This window comes from Roseibium sp. RKSG952 (assembly GCF_009711355.1).
Map to the genome: position 1 here is coordinate 76,776 of NZ_SMMF01000950.1, position 22,294 is coordinate 99,069.

18 protein-coding genes are annotated in these 22,294 nt (G+C 55.4%); 9 read left to right on the plus strand and 9 right to left on the minus strand.

The genetic code is table 11. The features are described 5' to 3' along the window. Positions 1-13 precede the first annotated feature (13 nt). The 4 genes from E1297_RS33145 to E1297_RS33160 all read left to right on the plus strand — a co-directional run bounded on the left by E1297_RS33145 (position 14) and on the right by E1297_RS33160 (position 5,656). Positions 14-1,195: a DegT/DnrJ/EryC1/StrS family aminotransferase gene (locus E1297_RS33145; RefSeq protein WP_155145642.1), complete on the plus strand. Its 1,182-nt coding sequence runs from the start codon at positions 14-16 to the stop codon at positions 1,193-1,195. Between the two features lie 46 nt (positions 1,196-1,241). After that, complete coding sequence (locus E1297_RS33150; protein WP_244327976.1) at positions 1,242-2,396, plus strand: glycosyltransferase; 1,155 nt, start codon at positions 1,242-1,244, stop codon at positions 2,394-2,396. A gap of 11 nt (positions 2,397-2,407) precedes the next feature. Next, on the plus strand, positions 2,408-4,357 hold the full coding sequence (asnB, locus tag E1297_RS33155; RefSeq protein WP_155145644.1) for an asparagine synthase (glutamine-hydrolyzing): 1,950 nt from the start codon (positions 2,408-2,410) through the stop codon (positions 4,355-4,357). Positions 4,358-4,522: 165 nt separating this feature from the next. Continuing rightward, on the plus strand, positions 4,523-5,656 hold the full coding sequence (locus tag E1297_RS33160) for an SGNH/GDSL hydrolase family protein (protein WP_155145646.1): 1,134 nt from the start codon (positions 4,523-4,525) through the stop codon (positions 5,654-5,656). A 6-nt stretch (positions 5,657-5,662) separates the two neighbouring features. Here the strand turns inward: E1297_RS33160 and E1297_RS33165 are convergent, their stop codons facing one another. The 8 genes from E1297_RS33165 to E1297_RS33200 all read right to left on the minus strand — a co-directional run bounded on the left by E1297_RS33165 (position 5,663) and on the right by E1297_RS33200 (position 15,489). Continuing rightward, the gene (locus E1297_RS33165; RefSeq protein ID WP_196223459.1) at positions 5,663-6,541 is read right to left on the minus strand and encodes an NAD(P)-dependent oxidoreductase; all 879 of its coding nucleotides are present in this window, start codon (positions 6,539-6,541) and stop codon (positions 5,663-5,665) included. 8 nt (positions 6,542-6,549) lie between these two features. After that, complete coding sequence (locus E1297_RS33170) at positions 6,550-7,584, minus strand: ATP-grasp domain-containing protein (protein WP_196223460.1); 1,035 nt, start codon at positions 7,582-7,584, stop codon at positions 6,550-6,552. Position 7,585: 1 nt separating this feature from the next. Further along, entirely contained in the window at positions 7,586-8,371 is a 786-nt protein-coding gene (locus E1297_RS33175) for a metallophosphoesterase (RefSeq protein ID WP_155145651.1), read from the minus strand. Between the two features lie 136 nt (positions 8,372-8,507). After that, positions 8,508-9,830, minus strand: coding sequence for a GDSL-type esterase/lipase family protein (locus tag E1297_RS33180; protein WP_155145653.1), 1,323 nt, complete (start codon positions 9,828-9,830; stop codon positions 8,508-8,510). 558 nt (positions 9,831-10,388) lie between these two features. After that, the gene (locus E1297_RS33185; RefSeq protein WP_155145655.1) at positions 10,389-12,602 is read right to left on the minus strand and encodes an NADP-dependent isocitrate dehydrogenase; all 2,214 of its coding nucleotides are present in this window, start codon (positions 12,600-12,602) and stop codon (positions 10,389-10,391) included. Between the two features lie 230 nt (positions 12,603-12,832). Beyond that, a complete protein-coding gene (locus tag E1297_RS33190; RefSeq protein ID WP_155145657.1) occupies positions 12,833-13,951 on the minus strand; it encodes a hypothetical protein in 1,119 nt (372 codons plus the stop codon). 125 nt (positions 13,952-14,076) lie between these two features. Next, entirely contained in the window at positions 14,077-14,787 is a 711-nt protein-coding gene (locus E1297_RS33195) for an aspartate/glutamate racemase family protein (protein ID WP_155145659.1), read from the minus strand. A gap of 3 nt (positions 14,788-14,790) precedes the next feature. Next, complete coding sequence (locus tag E1297_RS33200; protein WP_155145661.1) at positions 14,791-15,489, minus strand: GntR family transcriptional regulator; 699 nt, start codon at positions 15,487-15,489, stop codon at positions 14,791-14,793. Between the two features lie 112 nt (positions 15,490-15,601). On the opposite strand from E1297_RS33200, the gene E1297_RS33205 reads away from it, so the two are divergent. Next, positions 15,602-17,296, plus strand: a complete 1,695-nt coding sequence (locus E1297_RS33205) for a thiamine pyrophosphate-binding protein (RefSeq protein ID WP_155145663.1) — start codon at positions 15,602-15,604, stop codon at positions 17,294-17,296. Here E1297_RS33205 and E1297_RS33210 read toward each other — a convergent pair. After that, complete coding sequence (locus E1297_RS33210; RefSeq protein ID WP_209016153.1) at positions 17,257-18,177, minus strand: LysR family transcriptional regulator; 921 nt, start codon at positions 18,175-18,177, stop codon at positions 17,257-17,259. The genes E1297_RS33205 and E1297_RS33210 overlap by 40 nt on opposite strands. 100 nt (positions 18,178-18,277) lie before the next feature. Here E1297_RS33210 and E1297_RS33215 point away from each other — a divergent pair, with 100 nt between their 5' ends. The 4 genes from E1297_RS33215 (at position 18,278) to E1297_RS33230 (ending at position 22,290) form a co-directional block, all read left to right on the plus strand. Continuing rightward, positions 18,278-19,411 carry an enolase C-terminal domain-like protein gene (locus tag E1297_RS33215; protein WP_155145665.1) on the plus strand — a complete coding sequence of 378 codons (1,134 nt, stop codon included), beginning with the start codon at positions 18,278-18,280 and terminating at the stop codon, positions 19,409-19,411. After that, a complete protein-coding gene (locus E1297_RS33220) occupies positions 19,408-20,658 on the plus strand; it encodes an FAD-binding oxidoreductase (RefSeq protein ID WP_155145667.1) in 1,251 nt (416 codons plus the stop codon). The genes E1297_RS33215 and E1297_RS33220 overlap by 4 nt, the downstream gene beginning before the upstream one ends. Before the next feature lie 50 nt (positions 20,659-20,708). Further along, positions 20,709-21,686, plus strand: coding sequence for a TRAP transporter substrate-binding protein (locus E1297_RS33225; RefSeq protein WP_155145669.1), 978 nt, complete (start codon positions 20,709-20,711; stop codon positions 21,684-21,686). A 70-nt stretch (positions 21,687-21,756) separates the two neighbouring features. Beyond that, complete coding sequence (locus E1297_RS33230; RefSeq protein ID WP_155145671.1) at positions 21,757-22,290, plus strand: TRAP transporter small permease; 534 nt, start codon at positions 21,757-21,759, stop codon at positions 22,288-22,290. The last annotated feature ends 4 nt before the right edge of the window (positions 22,291-22,294 follow it).

Below are 22,294 nucleotides of genomic sequence, written 5' to 3' on the forward strand. Positions count from 1 at the left end.
CAGGAGAAACGCAATGCAGAAATGGCCCGTATACGATCAGGAACAAATCGACGCCGTTGCGCAGGTGCTCGCCTCCGGCAAGGTCAACGCTTGGACAGGCCCTGATGTTCGCGCATTTGAGGATGAATATTGCACCTATACCGGGGCCAATCATGCAATCGCCATCGCCAATGGTACATTGACGCTGGACGCAGCTTTGCACGGTTTGAATCTGCAGCCGGGTGATGAGGTCATAGTCACTCCGCGGAGTTTCATCGCCTCAGCCAGTTCGGTCATGCTGTATGGCGCCGTTCCGATCTTTGCCGATGTCGATCCTGACACGCAGAACATCACACCGGAAACCATCGCCCCACTGATCACAAACCGGACAAAAGGGATCATTCCTGTCCATCTGGCCGGTTGGCCATGCGACATGCGGGGCATCATGGATCTGGCGCGAGCTCATGATCTCTGGGTCATCGAAGATTGCGCTCAGGCGCATGGGGCGATGATTGGCGAGACGCATGTTGGTACGATTGGTACCATCGGCTCATTCTCTTTTTGTCAGGACAAGATCATCACCACCGGCGGTGAGGGTGGATTGCTTGTGACCAATGATCACGACCTGTGGTCGAGGATCTGGAGCTACAAGGATCACGGCAAGGGCTATGACACCGTCTTCAATACCCCTGCCCCACCGGGATTTCGCTGGCTGCATGATTCCGGGCCGGGAACCAATCTGCGCCTGAACGGCATGGCAGCCGCCCTTGGACGCATCCAGTTACAGCGTTTGAACGACTGGCGGGCACATCGAACGGCAAACGCCAATTTGCTGCACGATGCGATGAGCACATGCCCCGCGTTTCGTGTGCCGATGCCATCAACAGACATCACACATGCCTATTACCGGTTCTACGCCTTCGTCAGGCCCGAAGCATTGGCGACCGGGTGGGACCGTGACCGGATCATCGCCGAGATCACAGCAGCCGGTTTCCCCGCATTCTCAGGCAGTTGTTCCGAGATATATCTTGAACAGACCTTCCAAAAACACGGCATCGGACCAGAAAAGCCGCTGCCAGTTGCGCGCGAGCTTGGCGAAACCAGCCTCGCCTTCCTTGTCGACCCGGCACGATCCCAAGACGAGGTTTCACGCATGTGCGAAGTGATCGTGGATGTGGGCAACCGTGCCCTCGCCCCGCAATTGGCAGGACAATAGAGGCGTCGATGAAACCAGTCTTAATATATCCTGCGGTGACAATTCGATGCCATCTGTATCGGATGGTGGAGGTGTTGGAATGATCCTGCATGTCACCACGGATTTCTCGGGTCAGGGCGGTGCGCAGGCGATGCTCGCACGTTTGCTCTCGAAATCCCGGGAAAAAGCGGTTGTTGTAGCATTGACCGAAGTGTCGGATCGTTGTCGAAACATGGCAAACAATGACCGGGTCGAATATGTCTCGCTTCGCGCGCAATCACCGCTCGCGCTGCCCCGTGCGATCTGGAAAATCCGGCAGTTGATTCAGAAACATAAGCCCGATGTCGTTTTGTGCTGGATGTATCACGCAATGGTCGTGGGTCTGATAGCGGACAAATTGAGTTCCGCGCACCCTCCGGTCGTCTGGACAATCCGTCAGGCACTGGATGACCCCGATGCTTTCACCCGCAGCACACGAATTGCGGTAAACCTGTCCAAAACACTGTCCCGTTTCACAGACGGTATCATCTACAACTCGACCCGGGCGCTGGAACAACACGAGAAGTACGGGTTCGCAGATACGCATTCCTCGGTCATTCCGAACGGGTTTATTCTGCCCAAATCGGCTCAGGACCGCTCCGGTCCTGTTCGAACATTGGGTGTTGCTGCACGCTTTCACCCGCAAAAGGACTTTGGCACATTCTTTCGTGCTTTCGCTGACGCCCGTCGCAAGGTTCCCGATCTGAAGGCAAGACTTGCCGGAGATGGGGTCACATCAGACAATCCCGAGATTCGTGAGATGCTCTCTACCAACGATCTGCCATCGGACAGTGTGGCGTTATGTGGCGATCTGAGCGACATGACGGATTTCTACAACAGCATCGACGCTCTGGTTCTGTCGTCCAGAACCGAAGGGTTCCCGAACGTTATCGCCGAGGCAATGAGCTTTGGTCGCCCGGTCGTCACGACGGATGTCGGGGATTCGGCGCTGATCGTTGGCGACAATGGCTACGTCGTCCCGATGCGCGACCCAGATGCGATGGCCGAAGCGATGGTACAGACCGCGAACTGGCCTGCGGAAACCTATCAGTCGAAAAGCAGGGAAGCGCAGGATCGCATCGCACGCAGATACTCGCTGACGGCTATTGCGGATGCATATGACTGCGCGCTGGCCAAGGCGATCTCAAGACGCGGGCACCCGGTTGTCCTGAAAGCCGAGTAAGGAAAGCGGATATGTGTGGCATTGCTGGATATCTTGCGTTTCAAGGCTTTGAGCCGGACAGCGCCAGACGCACGCTCAAAGCCATGTGCGACAGCATTCAGCATCGCGGACCGGATGCCGAAGGCCTGTTTGTTGATGGGGGTTCTGGTGTCGCTTTGGGCCACCGTCGGCTTTCGATCGTGGACTTGTCGGAAACTGGCGCCCAGCCAATGGATTCACCAAGTGGTCGCTTTACGATCGTGTATAACGGCGAGATTTACGGGTTTCTTGAGTTGCGCCAGCAGTTGATGGATCTCGGGGTATCTCTGCGGGGAACATCGGATACCGAAGTTTTGCTCGCCGCGATGGATTTGTGGGGTGTACATAAGGCACTAGAGCTTTCGCACGGCATGTTTGCCTTTGCTGTTTATGACCGCAAACAGAACCGCGTGGTTTTTGCTCGTGACCGGCTTGGGAAAAAGCCGCTCTACATTGGCCTCAAATCTAGCAAGCTACTGTTCGGATCCGAACTTAAAGCGTTGCGCGCGCATCCCGAGTTCGGCGCACCTGCCGCCTGCCCGCGCGCGCAGGCGCAATATGTCCGCTATGGTTTTGTTCCTGCGCCTCTGTCGATTTACCGTGATGTCATCAAGTTGCCCGCCGGAACCTTGGTCGAGGTGCAATTGGATGCGCCACCTACCTCAGCGGACGCTTTGTCCGAGCGTATCGAGAGTTTTTGGGATCTTCGTCAATGTGCTGCCGAAGGTCTGGCAGAGCCCTACGAAAACGAAGATCATGCGCTAAAGGCAATCGAGGCCGAGCTTGGCCGCGCAGTGCAAGACCGCATGGTCGCCGATGTCCCGGTCGGTACGTTCCTGTCGGGGGGCATAGATTCCACACTGATCACTGCAATCATGCAGGAGCAAGCCCCGTCCAAGGTCACAAGCTTCACCGTCCGCTTTGAAGACAAGGATCTTAACGAAGCGGATCACGCCGCGGCGATAGCCTCATATCTGGGCACCAATCACCACGAGGTGACAGCCACTCCCCGCATGGCATTTGATCTGCTCGACAGTTTGCCAGCGGTCTATGATGAACCTTTTGCCGATCCATCAGCGATCCCGACCTTACTGGTTTCACAGCTTGCGCAGCGGCAACTCAAGGTCGTTCTGTCGGGCGACGGTGGCGACGAGTCATTTGGCGGTTACGAACGCTATGCCCGTATGTTGGCGATGCAGAAGCTGGCGCAAAAACTGCCCCGACCCGCCGCAGCGGCCATTGCCTCGGCACCGGGAGGCGTCAGCAAGGCGATTATGTCCGTGCTGCGCCCCGCCCTGCCCGGCTCCATGCGAGAGCAGATGACACCTGACCGCCTGTCAAAGGTGGCTGACATCGTTCGTCATCCGGATCTGCGCAGCAGATACAACTCGATGTTTAGTCTTTGGGAACCTTCTGCCGCTCTGCGTGCCCAAGTGAATGACACGGGCGTATACCGGGCCCGTGATCTTCCGGATGGGCTGAGCGATACAGACACCATGATGATGCTGGATTCCGGTATCTACCTGCCCGAAGGTATACTGGTGAAAGTTGATCGGGCCTCCATGTCTGTTGGCCTTGAGGTGCGGGCACCGCTGTTGGATGACCGCGTTGTCGCCGCCGCCTGGCGGTCGCCCAACACACTTCGATATAATGGAAAGGTGGGCAAAGTCGCGTTGCGCCAACTTGTCGACAAACGCATTCCCAAGAGCCTTTACGACAGGCCCAAACAGGGATTTGGTGTTCCTATGAACGAATGGCTGCGCGGACCGTTGAAGGAAGTTGCCCAAAGCGTTTTTTCAGGTGACAGCACGGTTTGCGAGATCTTCGATCCGGCGCTTCTGCAAAGGCGCTGGCGTGAACATCTTGATGGTAGCCGGAACTGGGGGCCACATCTGTGGTTCGTTCTGGCTTACAGTTTCTGGCACCGGAGATGGATGCAATGATCCGGCTCAAATCATCCGAAGTGCGACGTCTGCCTGCTACCGCATGTGCCGGACATCCGGTCAAACCAACATTCGTTGCCACAAAGAAGCTGGACCCCTGCGGTTTCGACAACGTAGCCCGTAATTTGTTTGCGTGGTGACGCAAAGGTCAGAGGTAAGTTCAAAGTGCTCAAGAATTTCCTTTTAATCGCTATCAGTTGCCTGATCACATTGGCCTGTGTCGAGGTTCTTCTGCGCGTATTCGATCCTTTGAACCTGGAACCTCATTCGAGTCCAAAGATTGCAAATGTCACACTACAACATCAGGGCGTCCATTTCTGCGAGGGGGGCCCCGACCGGCTGCGTCGGCATGACACTGTCTATTCACGCGAAAACCCGCTGCAATCGTATTTCGAGTTTCGCAACGATATCGTTTCGTATCACAAATATAATGAAAATGGCTTCCGGGGAACGACCGAGCCAGAGGGCGACAAAGGGCGCATACTGGTTCTGGGCGACTCCTTCATTCGTGGCACATTGTCCGATGAAACAGAAACCATACCAGCACTCCTGACGCGCTGGTCTGAGGACGCGCATTACATCAACCTGGGCACGGGCGGCCATGGCACTTTGCAACATGATCTGACCTATCGTGAATTTAAGGATGTGTTCCCGCACGACACCGTGCTGATGTTCGTCTTCAACAGCAATGATCTGACCGACAACGTCACGTTCAGAAAATGGCAGGAAAACCCGACCCCCTTCGGTCAGAAACAAACTGTCAGCCAGCAACTCAAGACCAAGATCGCGACTTTCCATGTCGGCAAGCTGGTCATACGTTTGAAATCCATGCTGACCAACCGCGACCTCTATCCGTCTGAACCAACAGAGGATGAGACAAACCTGTTCCTGGAATCTCTGCATACGCTCAATCAGGCCGTGACCGACAAGGGCGCCCGACTGGTTGTGGTTTCCCTGCCCAGCGTTTCGGAGTTCGTGGATGAAGGCTATGTAACATTCCGCTCCGATCCAGTTGGCTACAGCGATGCGGTTCGAGCCCTGATTGAGCAATCTGCTGGCGACGAAGGCTTCATCTGGCTTGACCTGAAACCCGGACTGGAAGCCATGGCAGATCAGCTGCAGGTTCCGACCGTTGACCTGTTCGGCAGCCCGGATCATCACCTGCAGGAAGTCGGGAACTATGCGGTCGCCTCAGCGGTTGCAAAGTTCCTCGAGGAAAATGGCATCGATGCGTTTGAGATCGAAGACAGCTTTGTCAATCGCATGCAACACGCGCCCGATGCGGTGAGTTGCCCCTGAGCCTTGTCAGGCTGCAGGAGGCATGACTTGCTGTTCCAGTGTCATCGCCAACCCGGTTGGCAGTGATATCAGTGGCCCGTAGCCAAACGCATTCGCTGCTGCAGAATTGTCCAGAGCAAAGCGCGTGAAGGGTGGTTCATGATCCGGATGGATCGACAAATCCACCGGATCCGCTGGTCCAAAAGCCGCGATCACCTGACCAAGTTCCGCAAGTCGAACTGGCCCGGACCCTGCGATGTTGAAAACCCCTGTTGCGCCCGTTTCAGCTGCCATCAATGCCGCCCGGCTCAGATCATGGGCATGAACGAAATCTATCCTGTTCTCGGGGCCGCTGACCTCGATCTCGTGCCCGGCCCTTGCCGACTGCAACATCCGGATCAGAAACTTGTCTTCGGGCAACCCAAATCCATAAAGTGATGACGGGCGCAAGATGGTGGCCTTCAATCCATCTGTTTCAGCACACTCGGCGATTACGCTTTCAGCCATCCGTTTGGAAGCGGCGTATGATCCACCAATCGGACCTGGGCCTGTTGCAGCATCTTCGCGAATGACCGCTGAGTGCGGGTCCCGGTAAACCGAACCGCTTGAGATAAATATCAGATGTACATTCCGTCCTGCCGCCCATTGAGCCAGGTTCAGAACTGCCCTGACATTTATGTCGTAAAGGTCGCGCAAAGACGACGAGGCATCTGATTCAACACCGGTCGGTATTTTGGCCGCGCAATGGATGAAAATATCTGCCCCTTCGGTGATTGCGTCAAAGCGGGCGGTATCATTCCATTCGCTCAAATTCCATTTTTGACGGTCAATCGAAACAAACGGCACCCCGCGATCCGCGAGCAAAGCGCAGAGATGCCGACCCAACAGACCGGTTGCACCTGTCATTGCAACCTTCATGACCTGCGACCATAGAGGCTGAATTGCGTGCCGGGATCCGGGATCAACTGACCAGTATTTTCCAACTGGTTCAGCGCTGCAGTGGGCAACACCAGCTCGCTCCAATATCTCAAAACTGCGCTGTCCCAAGCAATCTCAGGCGAATAGGGTATCCCCTGATCGTGCTTGATGTAAAACTCGACCGGATTGAAACCGAGCTGAGAACAGAATGGTGTTGTGCCCGAGAAACGCGCGTTGATTTCAAAGACCTTCGGGACACCGTCGTGATCCAATCGCAATTGAAAATTGCACGCCCCTTCAACACTCAGTTTTTCGGCAATCGCTGTCACATAGGCCTCGACCTCGGCATTTTGTTCGGGAAATGCGCGATAGGTATCGCCGGACCGCAATATGCGCCGCAGCGCCAGAACGGGTGAAAGCTTGCCGTTGACCCCAACGATGGTGCAGGTGAATTCTCGGGTATCGTCACCGATCAGTTCCTGCACGATGATTTGTGAATGATCCCCGGGATAGGCGGCAAGCTCTTCTTGGCTGTTTGCGCGCTCAACACCAATGGATCGAAACCCAACGGCGGGTTTCGCGATGACCGGGAAAGGCAGATCGTCGATTTTCAGCGCCTCGACCAAGGGCCAGGTCTTTGGATAAGGCAACCCGTTTTCTTTTAGAAACGCCGAAGTCAGCGCCTTATCATCAGCGATCTGAACCGCATTCAACGGATTGACCACAACCCGCGTCCCAAAGCGTTGCGCGATCTCCTCGCGTTTTTCCGCACACAAAGCCAGTTCGATATCAGTGCCCGGGATGTAGTAGTCGACGCTTTCTGCTTCGAATATGCGCGCCAGAGATTCCAGGTATCGCGGCGACCGGCAACCCTCGACCAGAAATACCTTGTCGCAGGCGTAGAGACCTGCCGATTGCGCCGCCATATCAGCGCCAAGGATACGGATCGGAAGGTCTGTAATAAGCCGCAGCGATTTGATGATCCCCTGACCGACACCACCGCCTGCGCCTGTAACCAATACCGTGATCAATTCACTTCTCCATAAACGAAACAAGTTTGTCTTTGGTGGCCTTGCTCAGGTCCGTCGCAGCAATCTCACGACAGAACTTTGCCCGATCAAAGTCGATGTTTGGAAGGCTCACTTTCACTTCAGACCCATCAAGCTGGATTGTGAGATAAGTAAAACCCGTTCCTCTTGGTTGTCCGACTGTACCCGGGTTCAGCAATAGAACTTCGCCCGCGGCCGGCTTCAGCCAGACATCGGTTTCAACATTCTCGGCCCGGCCATCTGCATCGACAATCACAGCAAAGGAACGATGAGAATGGCCAAAGACCCCAATACTGAACCCATTGTCGCGTAAGTTCTGCGCAGCAGGAGTCCACTGCTCAGGTTTCGACACATAAGACCAGTCGCCATATTCATACGGGTTGGCATGGGAAAACAGGATCGGGCCAAATTCATATCGTGTGCACCACGGATAGCGTTCCCATAGCGGCGGCAGATCAGCGACCTTGGCATGTGTCCAATGGACAGATTCCAGCACGAAATCCGGGATATTATCGTAAAATGCTGAATTGCCGCGATCCAGGTCGAAATAGAACTGATCATGATTGCCACAGATAAAAACACAATTCTGTTCGGATTTCAGCTTATCGACAGCATCCAGTACCTCTCGTGGCTGAACCCCATAGGTCAACAAATCTCCAAGCACGACCACAAGTTCAGGATTGATCGACTTCACTTGCGCAATCGCTGCAACCAGTGCATCTGCGTTCCCGTGAATGTCGGACAGAACGGCGATCGTCTGAATACTCATGAACTTCTTCTGCCTGCACTCTTGCGGTTGGATTCTTGTGGTCGTTCCATAGGCATTCAACCTGTTTGGATCGTACAAGGAAATCTGACCGGCACAAACTGATCCTGTCCCTGCTAAAGTCAGTGAAACCCAGAAATCAATTGAGCAATCCCCGCTGACGCAAGGATTGCACAATGGTTTCGGCGGCTACGGTCGCGCCTTTTTCATTAAAATGGGCATCTGCGGCATACATCAAGCGGGGTTCGTCAGCGGCTTCGAACACCTCAGTCAGATCGATCATCTGAAGGTCAGCCTGGGTCGCTGCGTCCCGAACCATGTTGCGCAAGGGATCGTGTACAAAATCCTGTGGCAACATGCCCACAAAGCGACTGATCGTAGGAATGTAGACGACCACCAGCTCTCCACCCCATTGTTCTACCATCTCAGCCGCCCGTTTCAGGACCTGACCATAAACCGGGTTCGGTTCAGCGGCTTTGGGATAATGAAGTCCCAACACTTCGGTCGTTTTTTGCAGGGCGAAGAAGTTCCGGAATACGCGCTGCTTTCGAAGATAGTCCCGCCAGGACAGGGTGGTTCCATCCCACCATTGATCCATGTGCTGTCTGGCTGCCTCGATCTGCGCCTCAGAGTGCGCGATGACCCCAAAATCCGTTCCAGACTCTAGCGCAGGCGCTAGCCAGGGCATCTCTTCTTCGCGCTGCAGGTTCTTCCAATCATTGCCTGCGAAGAAGGCCATGACCGTCACATCCGGCTTGAAATAAGGCCCATACCGGCCAAGCACTGCCAACTCGAACAATGGCCCGGCGCCCCGGTGGCCTGTATTCATCAATTGCGGGATATCCTTGCGTAATTGACTCGCCAGATCGTGCCCATCTTCAAGGCAGAACCCTTCGGCAAACGAGTCACCCAACAACATGACATCGATGCCTCCGTCGTGCACAGTATCGGGGTTTCGAAACCCGTACCGGTCAGGCTGGTATGAAACCGGCTGGCCATTCAGTGAACATAGAAAGATGTCGCCTTCGGTCAAAGGTGAGAGCATGGCGGCATCAAGCGTTTGAATGTCTTTTTCATTGTTCAAACGTTTGATTGTATAGGCTGGCGGTATGTTTTGCCGGAATTGCCCTGTCTCGGTCGTCTTGCTTACGACGCCGAACATTCCAAGACGCGCGGGCAGAGACTTGACTGTCAGATAGGCCTCAAACGCGAACAATGTCGCAAACAGCGAGCTTGCGCAGATACCGACAACAAGCCTAGTATCGCCTTTGACCCGCAGGGCAACAAACAAAAGGCACAAAGCCATAAATCCCGGGACCAACACATAACGGGTAATACGCGCGATGCCCGACGCGTACTCGGCAGAGTTCAAAACTGCATAGATGACAATCGCAATCAGATAGAGTGCCGGGAGCAGGCACAAAACAGCAGCGAAGCGCCCACCTTTCTCACCGTTTCCCATTTAGCCTCAACCCTTCGGTTTCATGCGAATTGTCCCCACTTGAGCTCGACCATCCATTGATCACTGCTATCGCGATCTCGAATCGTCGGCACGAAGTCCGATACCAATTGGGGCTGGTTGCGCACCGCAGGCCTGCCTGTCGAAGCAGCAGGATACGACCCCCTTCACCAGATATGAGGGGAAGCAAAGTATTACAAAAGTGCTTTGCTAGACCCGCTACTCGGGCATAAAAGGAAGGGCCATCTAAGACAGGCTGGAATACAGCGTGTCTCATAAGGCGCGTATCCGATTCCAAACGCAAATTGGAACAATGTATGCTCATAGGCTAAAACACAAAATCACTAATACCAAACACAGATCGTGTTAACACAACGATCCACTATTGCAATTGAGCTTAGGGAACCCTCGCGGGGAAGTCAGGGGGAATTTAACTCTGCGATCCCCACACGACCAATTTGTTTGCAGAAAATTGCACTCTGGTCGTTGAGTAAATCGTGTCTATGCATGCGGAGTGCATGAAATAGGGGGTCGGCTGTTTGAGCCGACCCCCCTATGTTTTTAGCCGATAATTGCGTTCAGCGTCGCGCTGGGGCGCATCACGGCTGCAGCCTTTGCCGGATCGGTATGATAGTAGCCACCAAGATCCGCTTTCGCACCCTGAGCAGCAGCCAGTTCGGACAGAATCTGCTCTTCTTTATCAGCCAGCTCTTTTGCAACCGGCCCAAACTCAGCGGCCAGTTCGGCATCTTCGGTTTGCGCAGCCAAAGCCTCGGCCCAGTAGCGCGCGAACCAATAGTGGCTGTCGCGGTTGTCAGGCTGGCCAACCTTGCGGCTTGGCGATTTGTTGTTGTCCAGAATGCCTTGCGTCGCGGCTTCGGCTGCAGCACCCAGAACGCCCGCCTTGGCGTTGCCCTTGCTGTCAGCGAGGAAGTTCAGCGATTCACCCAACGCACAGAACTCGCCCATCGAGTCCCAACGCAGGTGGTTCTCTTCCATCAACTGCTGCACGTGCTTGGGCGCCGAACCACCCGCGCCGGTTTCGAACAACCCACCACCGTTCATCAGCTTGACGATGGACAGCATCTTGGCCGAGGTGCCGAGTTCAAGGATCGGGAACAGATCGGTCAGGTAATCACGCAGCACGTTACCGGTGATGGCGATGCTGTCCTTACCTGCCGTGATGGTCTCCAGTGACTGGCGGGTTGCTTCACGCGGGGCCATGATCAGAAATTTGTCGGCAACGCCAGCTGCCTCAAGGGCCGGTTTGACGTATTTGATCAGTTCAGCGTCATGGGCGCGGTTTGCGTCCAGCCAAAAGATTGCTTCGGAACCGGTCAAGCGCTGACGATCCATCGCCAGCTGAATCCAGTTCTCGATCGGAGCTTTCTTCACAGTGCAGGCACGCCAGATGTCACCCTTTTCAACCTCGTGCGAATGCAACGTCTCACCATTGGCCAAAACGATACGGATCGTGCCATCGGCGGGTGCCTGGAAGGTTGTCGGGTGCGAGCCGTATTCTTCCGCCTTCTGCGCCATCAGGCCCACGTTGGCCACGGCACCGGCGGTGGCCGGGTTCAACGCGCCGTTGGCTTTGAAGAAGTTGATGGTCTCGTCATAGACGGGAGCATAGCAGCGGTCAGGAATCACACAGTTGGTGTCTCCCTTGGCGCCGGTCTCGTCCCAGCCTTTGCCACCTGCGCGGATCACCGCGGGCATCGAGGCGTCGATGATCACGTCCGACGGAACATGCAGGTTGGTGATGCCCTTGTCGCTATCGACCATGTACATGGAAGGACGGTCCGCCTTGATCGCGTCGATCGCGGCCATGATGTCGGCATTGTCTTTTACGCGATCCAACAGATCACCAAGACCCGAGTTCGGGTTCACACCCAATGCGTCCAGTTCCGCGCCAAACTTCTCAAACACTGGCGCCAGCCAAGCTTTGACTGCATAGCCGAAGATGATCGGGTCCGAGACCTTCATCATCGTCGCTTTCATGTGCAGCGAGAACATGGTGCCGTCTTTTTTGGTGTCTTCAATGGCGTCCGCCAGGAACGAGGACAGCGCTTTGACCGACATGAAGGTCGCGTCGGCAACAGTGCCTTCGGCCAGCGGCCATGCGTCTTTCAGAACGGTCACGCTGCCGTCCTTGCCGACGAATTCGATCTTGGCATCGCCCGCCTGAGCAGCCGTGATGGTGGCCGATTTCTCATTGGCATAGAAATCGTTACCGGACATCGACGAAACCTTGGTTTTGCTGTCCGACACCCATTCACCCATCGAGTGCGGGTTCTTCTGAGCGTAGTTCTTGACCGCACGGGCCGCGCGACGATCCGAGTTGCCCTCACGCAGAACCGGGTTCACTGCCGAGCCTTTGATGGCGTCATAGCGTGCGCGGATCGCCTTTTCCTCGTCAGTCGAAGGCTCTTCGGGGTAGTTCGGAATATTGTAGCCCTGCGATTGCAGCTCTTCGATGGCTGCAACCAGCTGCGGGACCGACGCCGAGATGTTCGGCAGCTTGATCACATTGGCATCCGGCGTCTTCACCAGCTCACCCAGAGCAGCCAGATCATCGGTGATGCGCTGATCTTCGGTCAGGTTTTCCGGGAAGGTCGCCAGAATGCGCCCGGCCAGCGAAATATCCTTGGTGCCGACACTCACGCCAGCGGCCGAAGCGAACTTGCGAATGATGGGCAGGAACGATGCGCTGGCCAGCTCCGGCGCTTCGTCTACAATGGTATACAATATATCGAAGTTCGATTTTTCTGCCATATTCCCTTACCTTTTTTAAGCCTTTCAGGGGCGTGCGATCCGAGAGTTGTGCCACAAGGAGCGTGGCGCGGGAGGAGCGGCTCAATCATACCGCTCCGTCGGTGACTCTGATTTGACAGGGCCTCCATTAAATCAGGATCGACCTGGGATCAATCGCAGTATCGCGCGCATATTGACACGGTTGGGAGATTATAGGCCCTCTTGCTTTTCAAATGTCTTGGCGACGCAATTTAGCCATCCTGCCATGGAAGCCATGAAAGCTTGAGATCATCATGATCAAAATATTGATCGATGAGTTGGTCGATCCTTGAATTTCGATCCGGAGATTTATCGATATTTGGGGTCAATCCGGAATTTTCCAGAGCGTTGATCATACCTTGCTCAGCATCTCGATTAGTTTCCTCAAAATAACTGCGGAACGCCTCGCGAGCCAAATCACGCCTTCCAAAAGTCTCGTACAAGATTGGGCGGTAAGCTAACACATATTCTTGTTCCCAGCTTGGGTTCGAGAACGTGCGTCGAATCCGATTTAGCCAAGATAGCTCTGCGGTTACTTGGTCGGCGCACCATTTGATATATTGATCCGCATACAGGATACCCTTTTGCTCATCTCCGATAGTAAGATGAATTGCCACAGGAGACAGTAATTCGAAATAGACATCAGGCTGCAGCTCCGCTCTTGTCTTTTCAGCTTTCAATGCAGATTCAGCATCGCCCGAATAAAGTATGTGCAGCATAATCAACTGATCATACACCCATGCTTGCTCTGGCCATCGCTCAGCGGCTTTGGATACGAGATCAAAAGCCAACTCATGGTTTCCGCTGTCGATGTGATTTGAGGCTATCTTCTCCGCTACCTCACTAATATTCGGATAGTCAGCATGTAAGCGCTCGTAAATTGCGAGAGCGGCCTCGCGCTTTCCGGTATCTTCGAGAAACTTCGCCTTTTTCCAGGTTACGTAAGCCTCTTCAGGAAACGCCTTTGATACACGATCAAAGTCATCCAACGCCGCGTCAAGATCCCCGCTCGCGTGCTTTATCTCCGCTCGCATGACCCAAGTCTGGTAGTTCTCTGGTTGCAGCTCCATTGCATGATTCACATCAGCAAGCGCACGTTCATAGTGGCCGTTGTAGCTATGAGCCCAGGCCCGTCTGGTCAGAAAGAGATGCCGGTATACGGGCGCAGTATCGTCCTGTTCGATCAACGTCGTACACGCAGCAATGCGTTCGGACCGGGTTGCCTTGCCATTGATACATGTTGCCGCCAGATCATCAGGCCTCGGGTTCCCACCAAACCAAATAATTCCAGCGGCGAGAATGGTGGTCAAAGCGGCAAGGCGTATGCGCATTCAAGCTCCAGTACAGAGTGTTTACTCGCCTTTAGATGGTATTTTTCACAACAATTACAAGCGTATTTGCTTTATAACCATTTGAAAAATAGCCTCTCTTCATATCACCCTTAATGTGCAAACAACTAATACCGGGGCGGCGCCAACCCCGCCTGAAACCAGCTGACCAGCGAAACGATAGAATAGACGGGCAAGCCCGTTGCTGCCTGAATGTCGGCTGCATATGGACACATATTGGTGCATTCCAGAACCAGCGCCCCAAGCTCGGGATGCGCCTCTTTCATGGCCATCGCTGCCTCAACATTATCGACCCGCGCCTTTTCAACATCCAATGTCAATTCATTGTCGAGGATGGCTCGGGTAAACTCCTGCCCGCCTTCAGTCGTGCCGATAGGCGTGCCATCAGGAACCCGCGCCCGGGTCAGGTGGTCCTGCGTCAGGGTCGATGCCGAAATGGTCAGAACACCGGCACGCTTGCCCACCGGTAGGAAGCGATTAACCATCTCAACCTGCATCAGGGAAGAGGTTACGACCGGAACCGGAACCGCCCTGGCCAATTCATCCTGAAACAAAGACAGAAACCCGCAATTGGTGGTGATGCCATCCACCCCGTCACGCACAAGATCGCGGGCAGCATCTATAAAGGCGTCCAGCATACCCTCAGCCTTGTGTCGCACCACCAGATCGGGCGAGGCATCGCGGACGATGCGATAATGCACCGGAAAGGGCCAGGTCAGGGCGTTACCCATGTCGCCGGGGATGCGCGGGAAACGGGCGTCCAACATCAGGATGCCGACCGAAGCCCCGTAAACAGATTTTCCGCCCTTAGCGATCATACCTTATCCCTCGCCTATGATACGTGCCGAAATGTCGTCCGAGCCTTCCATGTAGATGTTGGAAATCCCGTGACGCACAGCATCCTGAACCTGATCCATCCGCTTGACGATATGTCGACCCAACGCCGCCGCCGCTACATTTGCATCGCGGTCCAGCAACGCCTGCATGACCCGTTTGTGTTCCTCTTTCGACCGTTGAACCCGGTCGAGGCTCATGGATATCCAGCGGATGTAGCGGATACGCTCATTGATCCGGCGCAGGGTCTCCAAAAGCTCGGCATTCCCCGAAAGTTTGGCGATCCCAAGATGAAATGCTTCGTCCCTGCTGACAGCTTCTTCAACAGTCAGGCCGGTGATATCGATCCCGGTTTCATAAAGCTCATTGCTCAGGGAGCGGAGTTCTTCGTCGGACGCTTTTTCACAGGCTGATCGGGCTGCTGCGACTTCGATGATCTGCCGTAGTTCGAAAAGATCGTAAACGCTTTGCGCATCCAGAGGCCGGCAAAAGAACCCCTGCCCCGGCCGAAAATCGAACATCCGCTCAGCGACCAGCCGGTTCAACGCCTCGCGCAAAGGTGTCCGGCTGACACCCAGCTCTTTTGACAGCGCAACCTCGTTAAGCCGATCGCCGGGCCGCAGGCGAAACGATACGGCCATCGCCTTTACCTGCTCATAGATATCATCAACGCGTGGCCCAGCCATGAAACCGCCTTTTCCTGCTTTTTGCACAGGTGCCACAGGCGAGACTTGAAATCAATATACAAAACTGTATACAGCTCTGCATGCAGATTCTGCGAGGAAGGAAACGCAAGCTATGACCGGAACCAATTACCTGACCGGCGCCGAGGCGATGGTGCGGATGCTCGAGGCCCACGGCGTCAAACATATGTTCGGCTTGTGCGGAGATACGACCTTGCCATTCTATGATGCGCTGTCACGCATGGATCACGGCATTCAGCACATCCTGACCCGCGATGAACGGCATGCAGCATATATGGCTGACGGCTATGCCCGTGTGACGGGAAAGCCCGGCGTATGCGAAGGGCCATCAGGCGGTGGCGCAACTTACATTCTGCCCGGTGTGATCGAGGCCAATGAAAGCTCGGTCCCGATCCTTGCTATTACGTCAGACGTGGCCACCACCAGCCGCGGCAAGTATCCTTTGACCGAACTGGATCAGCCCGCACTTTTCAAACCACTGGCCAAGTGGAACGCTTCACTTGATGACGCCACCCGACTGCCAGCAATGGTTCGGGCGGCATTCCGCGCCATGACAACCGGGACACCTGGTGCGACCCATCTGGCCTTGCCGTTCGATACGCAGAAAGGTCAGGTCGACGAGGCAGAAATCTGGGCGGACGCGCGCCACCGCAGCTATCCGGCTGAACGTGCTGGCCCGGATATGGCTGCAATCGAGGCGGCGGCCGAAATTCTTGCAAACGCGAAATCAGCTGTCGCAATTTGCGGTGGTGGACCTGTTCTGTCTGGCGCCAGCAATGCGCTGCACGAAGTTGCCTCTTTGCTGGATATGCCGGTGGCAACAACAGTATCCGGTCAGGGCTCAATCGCCGAAACCGATCCTCTGGCGCTAGGAGTGGTCGGCTCAAACGGGGGCATACCTGCGACACGCGCCGTGGTGGATCAGGCTGATGTGGTCGTATTCATTGGCTGTCGCGCCGGATCGGTGACAACCGAACGCTGGCGCAGCCCGGGCCGCGACACCACGATTATCCACATCGACAGTGATCCCATGGTGATTGGTGCCAACTATCAGACTGAAGTGGCCATTTGCGCCGATGCACGGCTGGCACTCGAAGCCTTGGCACGATCCCTGAAAGATCGTCGCGATCTTACAAGCCAAGGCGGTGCCGCCAAAGCCAAAGCAGCCTGGGAAGCCAAACTGGCCGCATATGCAGCTCTGGCAAACAGCACGGAAACTCCCATCCGACCCGAAGCCGTAATGGCGGCGATGATGGACATACTGGATGATGACGCAATTGTCGTTGCGGATCCCGGCACACCTTGCCCTTACTTCAGCGCCCATTATCGCTGGGCTAAACCGGGCCGCCACTTTATCACCAATCGGGCACATGGTGCGCTGGGGTATTCGCTGGGTGCCGCGATGGGTGCGCATGTCGGTCGACCGTCGGTAAAGACTTTGGCCGTAATGGGCGACGGATCATTTGGATTCACCTGCGGTGAATTCGAAACCATGGTACGTCACAAAATGCCGATTACGTCGATCGTCTTTTCGAACTCGGTATTCGGCTGGATCAAGGCAGGCCAGAATGCGGGATTTGGACAGCGTTACTACAATGTCGATTTCAACCGGACGGATCATGCGGCGGTTGCCTCGGCCTTTGGCGTCAAATCATGGACTGTAAAGGATCCGGCCGATCTGCGCCGGGTTTTGAAAGAAGCAATCGAACACGACGGACCGACTCTTGTCGACATCCATTCCCAGCAGCTTCACGAAGCCGCCGCCCCGGTATCTGAATGGGTCGCATAAGAAGCAATTGCGGGCGTCAGCTGTGCCAGAAACTCTTGCGCGATGGCTGACAGCGGACGCCCCTTTGCGGTGATGATCGCAAGATCCAGCATCACAGAGGGTCTGAACGGGCGGGTCTGATACCCGCCCTCTTCATCAAACATGACGGTGAACGGGTCGATGACCGCCACCCCCATACCCTGCTTTACAAAGCTCAACAGGTTCTCGGACAGGTGCGTGTGGATCTTAGTGCGCCAGGTACGTCCAGCTGCCTGAAAGATATCCCGTGTCCGGCGATGGGTCTGATGCTCAGGCCCCATCACAATGAAGGATTCATTCTCCAACAGTTCCGGCGTCAACACATCGTATTGGGCCAGATGACTGCCTTCGGGAAAGGTAGCTAGCGTTTCGAAATGGAACTCTTGGTAGTTCAAAGTGTCATGCAGGATCGGCATTTCGACTATCCCGATCTCGAACAGGCCTGAGATCACCCACTCCTGAATCTTCGACGAATACTGAGACTGAAAACTGACCGACAGGTTTGGCCGCGATTCAGCAAAGCGCGCGATCTCACGCGGCATGAACCCGAATGACAACAGATGCGGCGCAGCCACCTGCAATTGGCCCGGATGCTTGTTCTGCAAATCTGTCACGGCCTGTGCGACGTGATCCAGCCCACGAACCACGGTATCGACCTCACGGAACAGCAACTCAGCCTCAGGCGTCGGCAGTAACCGCCCCTTGTTACGCTCAAACAATGGAAGGCGGGCTTCACGCTCAAGCTGCGCAAGCAAGTTGCTGATACCCGGCTGAGAAATGCCAAGAACCGAAGCCGCTCCGGTTACAGTGCCGGTCTCCATGATAGCGTGAAAGGCCTGCAATTGCCGAAAGCGAAGAGACACTTTGCCCACCTCATCATTTTTTCTGATACTCTTACTATAACATAGTATTTGAAATGATATACTAGGCAATGCACGGTTCTTCCCGACCGCCGGAGGAAGAATGAGCAATCTGAATCAAAAAATAACAGGGTTTGACGTGTGGCATCTTGCGTTGCCGGTCACATCCAGACGCGATCACGGGATCGGCTCGGTCGAGGGAACGTGCGAAGTCGTCATTCTGCGGCTAACTTCCGAAGACGGCAATGAAGGATTTGGTGAGGCCTCTCCGTGGTCGGTCTTTACCGGCACGCCCGAGGCCACATATGCAGCGCTGAACCGGTATATCCGGCCACTCGTGATTGGCGAGAAAGTCGGTGACCGGGCGGCGATCATGGCTCGGGCCGCATATGCGGTCGCGCATTGCACCGAGGCGAAGGCCGCGCTGGAAAGTGCCCTGCTCGATCTGTCAGGCCGGATAACCGGCTTACCGGTCTGGTCACTCTTGGGGGGCAAATGTCGCGATACGATCCCACTCAGCTGCTCAATCGCAAACCCGGAGTTCTCGCAGGATATCGACTTGCTGGCGCGGCTTCGTGATGATGGCGTCCGGATCGTCAAGCTGAAGACCGGGTTCAAGGATCATGCCTTTGACATCATGCGCCTCGAATGTCTGGCACAAAACTATCCGGAGTTTTCGGTTCGTGTGGACTACAATCAGGGGCTGTCAATTAACGATGCCCCAGCACAGGTGCGGGACGTCGCCCAATTCAATCCGGATTTCATCGAACAACCGGTCAGAGCACATCATTACGGCATGATGTCAAAGCTACGGGGCATGATCGACATTCCCTTGCTGGCTGATGAGAGTGTGTTCGGACCCGAAGACATGGAACGCGCCGCCCGCGAAGGCATCTGTGACGGCGTTTCGGTGAAAATCATGAAATCAGGTGGTCTGACCCGTGGGCAAACAGTCGCCCGCATCGCGGCAGCACATGGGCTGAGCGCCTATGGCGGCGACATGTTCGAAGCCGGGCTGGCCCATCTGGCTGGCACACATATGATTGCAGCCACTCCGGAAATCACCCTTGGCTGCGAGTTCTATCAGGCCTCTTACTTTCTGGGTGAGGACATATTGGAGGAGCCCTTCCTCGTGGAAAACGGCAAGGTTGTTGTGCCAGACACTCCGGGACTTGGAGGACGACCTGATCTGAATAAGCTCAACCATTATGCCGTTACCAGAGCTGTTGCAGCATGACTGACAAAAAGACCATAGCCATTGTCGGCGCAGGGATTGTCGGCGTATCGGCCGCTGTTTGGCTGCAGCGCGATGGCCATGACGTGATCCTGATCGACAAGGCAAGCCCGGGAGAAGGCACATCCCATGGCAACGGCGGTGTTCTGGCCTCCTGTTCGATCGTACCTGTGACGGTGCCGGGGCTGCTGCAAAAAGCCCCTAAGATGCTGTTCAGCCCATCGCAGCCTTTATTCATGAAGTGGGGGTATTTTCCCAAACTTCTGCCGTGGCTGATGCGATACCTGAGCCATGCCAATGCAGATGACGTCGAACGGATCGCCGCGGCCCTGACCCCCATCGTTGGCGACAGCCTGAACGACCACAAAGCGCTTGCTGAGGGGACAGGTGCTGAGAAATGGCTCGAACCGTCCGACTACCTGTTTCTCTATGAAAACAGGGAACATTTTGACGGGGATGCGTTTGGTTGGAGCATCCGTCGCAAACACGGGTTTCATTGGGAAGAACTGGAAGGTCAGGCCTTTCACGACTACGATCCGATCTTCAGCCAGGATATTGGCTTTGCTGCAAAGCTGGGGGATCACGGTCACATCAAAGACCCTGGTCAATATGTCAAAGATCTCGCAGCGCATGTGGAAACAAATGGTGGACGCATCGTACGCGCCGCTGTCGATGATATCGTCCGCAACAACGGCAAAGTGACAGGCGTACTTACCGAGGGCGAGACCATCGCCTGCGACACCGCAATCGTAACCGCAGGGGTCTGGTCAGGACCTCTTGCCAAACGATTGGGTATCTCTGTTCCTCTGGAAAGCGAACGCGGCTATCATCTTGAACTGATAGAACCTTCGGCGATGCCGCGCAGCCCGGTCATGGTCGCATCCGGTAAGTTTGTCGCCACTCCGATGGAAGGCCGGATTAGACTGGCCGGGATTGTAGAGTTTGGCGGCCTTGATGCGGCGCCTTCGCGTGCGCCGTTTGAATTGATGCGAAAGAATGCCCGCGCTGCATTTCCGGGCGTGACATGGAAGGACGAAGTTGAATGGATGGGGCACAGGCCTGCGCCAGCGGATTCGATCCCGATCATCGGTGACGTACCCGGGATCGAAGGCGCGTACATGGGCTTTGGGCACCATCACATCGGTCTGACAGGCGGACCAAAGACAGGGCGCCTGTTGGCGCAATTGATTGCGGGCAGAACCCCGAACGCGGATCTGAGCGTTTATGCTCCGGCGCGGTTCAAGACATAACGATGCCGGTGAAAAACATTGGCGCACCTAATTTCAACTGGGAGAAAAAGATGAAAAAACTAGCTGGTCTTCTAACTGCAACTGCATTGACAGCTGCGACCGCCATGCCGGCAATTGCCGAAAAATGGGATATGCCGATGGCGTATTCGGCATCCAATTTCCACTCGGCCACGGGCGCGGAATTTGCCAAATGCGTCACCACCGGCACCGGTGGCGAGATTGAGATCGTTACACATCCTTCCGGCTCGCTGTTCAAAGGCGCGGATATCAAACGCGCCATTCAGACTGGCCAGGCTCCGATTGGTGAACGCCTGTTGTCCGGTCACCAGAACGAAAATGCGCTGTTCGGTTTTGACTCCATCCCGTTTCTTGCGACCTCTTTCGATGACAGCGCCAAGCTTTGGGACGCCGCAAGACCCTCGATCGAAAATCTGCTGGCTGAGCAGAACCTGACCCTGCTTTATGCCGTTCCGTGGCCGCCACAGGGGCTGTACTTCAAGAACGAAGTGAACTCGGTCGCCGATATGAAAGGCATCAAGTTCCGCTCGTACAACAACGCCACATCACGGCTGGCAGAGCTGACCGGAATGCTTCCGGTGACCATCGAAGCGGCTGAAATCAGCCAGGCCTTTGCCACCGGCGTCGCAGACTCGATGGTATCGTCCGGTTCAACCGGCTATGACCGCAAGGTCTGGGAAAGCCTGAACTACTTCTACGAAGTAGACGCCTGGTTGCCGCGCAACTACGTGATGGTCAATTCCGATGTCTGGTCTGGTGTCTCGGACGCCAACAAAAATGTCATCAAGGCCTGTGCCGAACTGGCGGAATACGCCGGCAACTGGCGCGCCAAGGAATACACCGGCTTTACCCTGCAAGGTTTGCGTGATGGCGGCATGACAGTTGGTCCGGCATCCGAGCAGATGACGAACGAACTGAAAGAGATCGGCGTCACCATGACCAATGAATGGCTTGAGGCCGCTGGCGACGAGGGCAAAGCCATCGTCGACGCGTTTAATTCGTCTCAGTAAACAACCTGACCCGGGCGGCGGCTGATCCTGCCGCCCGTTGTCCATTCAATCACAACCAAACGGGGACAGCATGGCGGTATTGAGAGGGCTTCGGTCCGTACTGGATTTCATTTATCTGGCGGCGGGTGTTCTGGCCGCGCTTAGCCTGATCGCCATTCTTGTGCTGATCGTCGTTCAGATGCTGGCCCGATGGACGGGCGAAGTGTTTCCGGGTGCACCGGATTATGCCGGCTATGCGATGGCTGCAGCTTCGTTCCTTGCCTTTGCCAATGCGCTGAACCGGGGCAGTCACATCCGCGTCTCGATCCTGTTGAATTCAGTGCCGGACGGGGTTCGACGCATTCTCGAGATATGGTGCTTTGCCGTTGGCGCCGCTGTGATGTGGTATTTCTGCTGGTACGCCTATCGCTTTGTCTACTGGAGCTGGAAGTTCAACGACATCAGCCAGGGACAGGACAAAACCGCCCTTTGGATACCGCAATCAGCGATGCTGTTCGGCGCTGTCATTCTTGCTATCGCGCTGACCGATCATCTGATCCACGTGCTGTTCCGGGGTGATCACCGCATCACCCGCGACCTTGCCGACCAAAGCCACGGAGAGTGAGGAC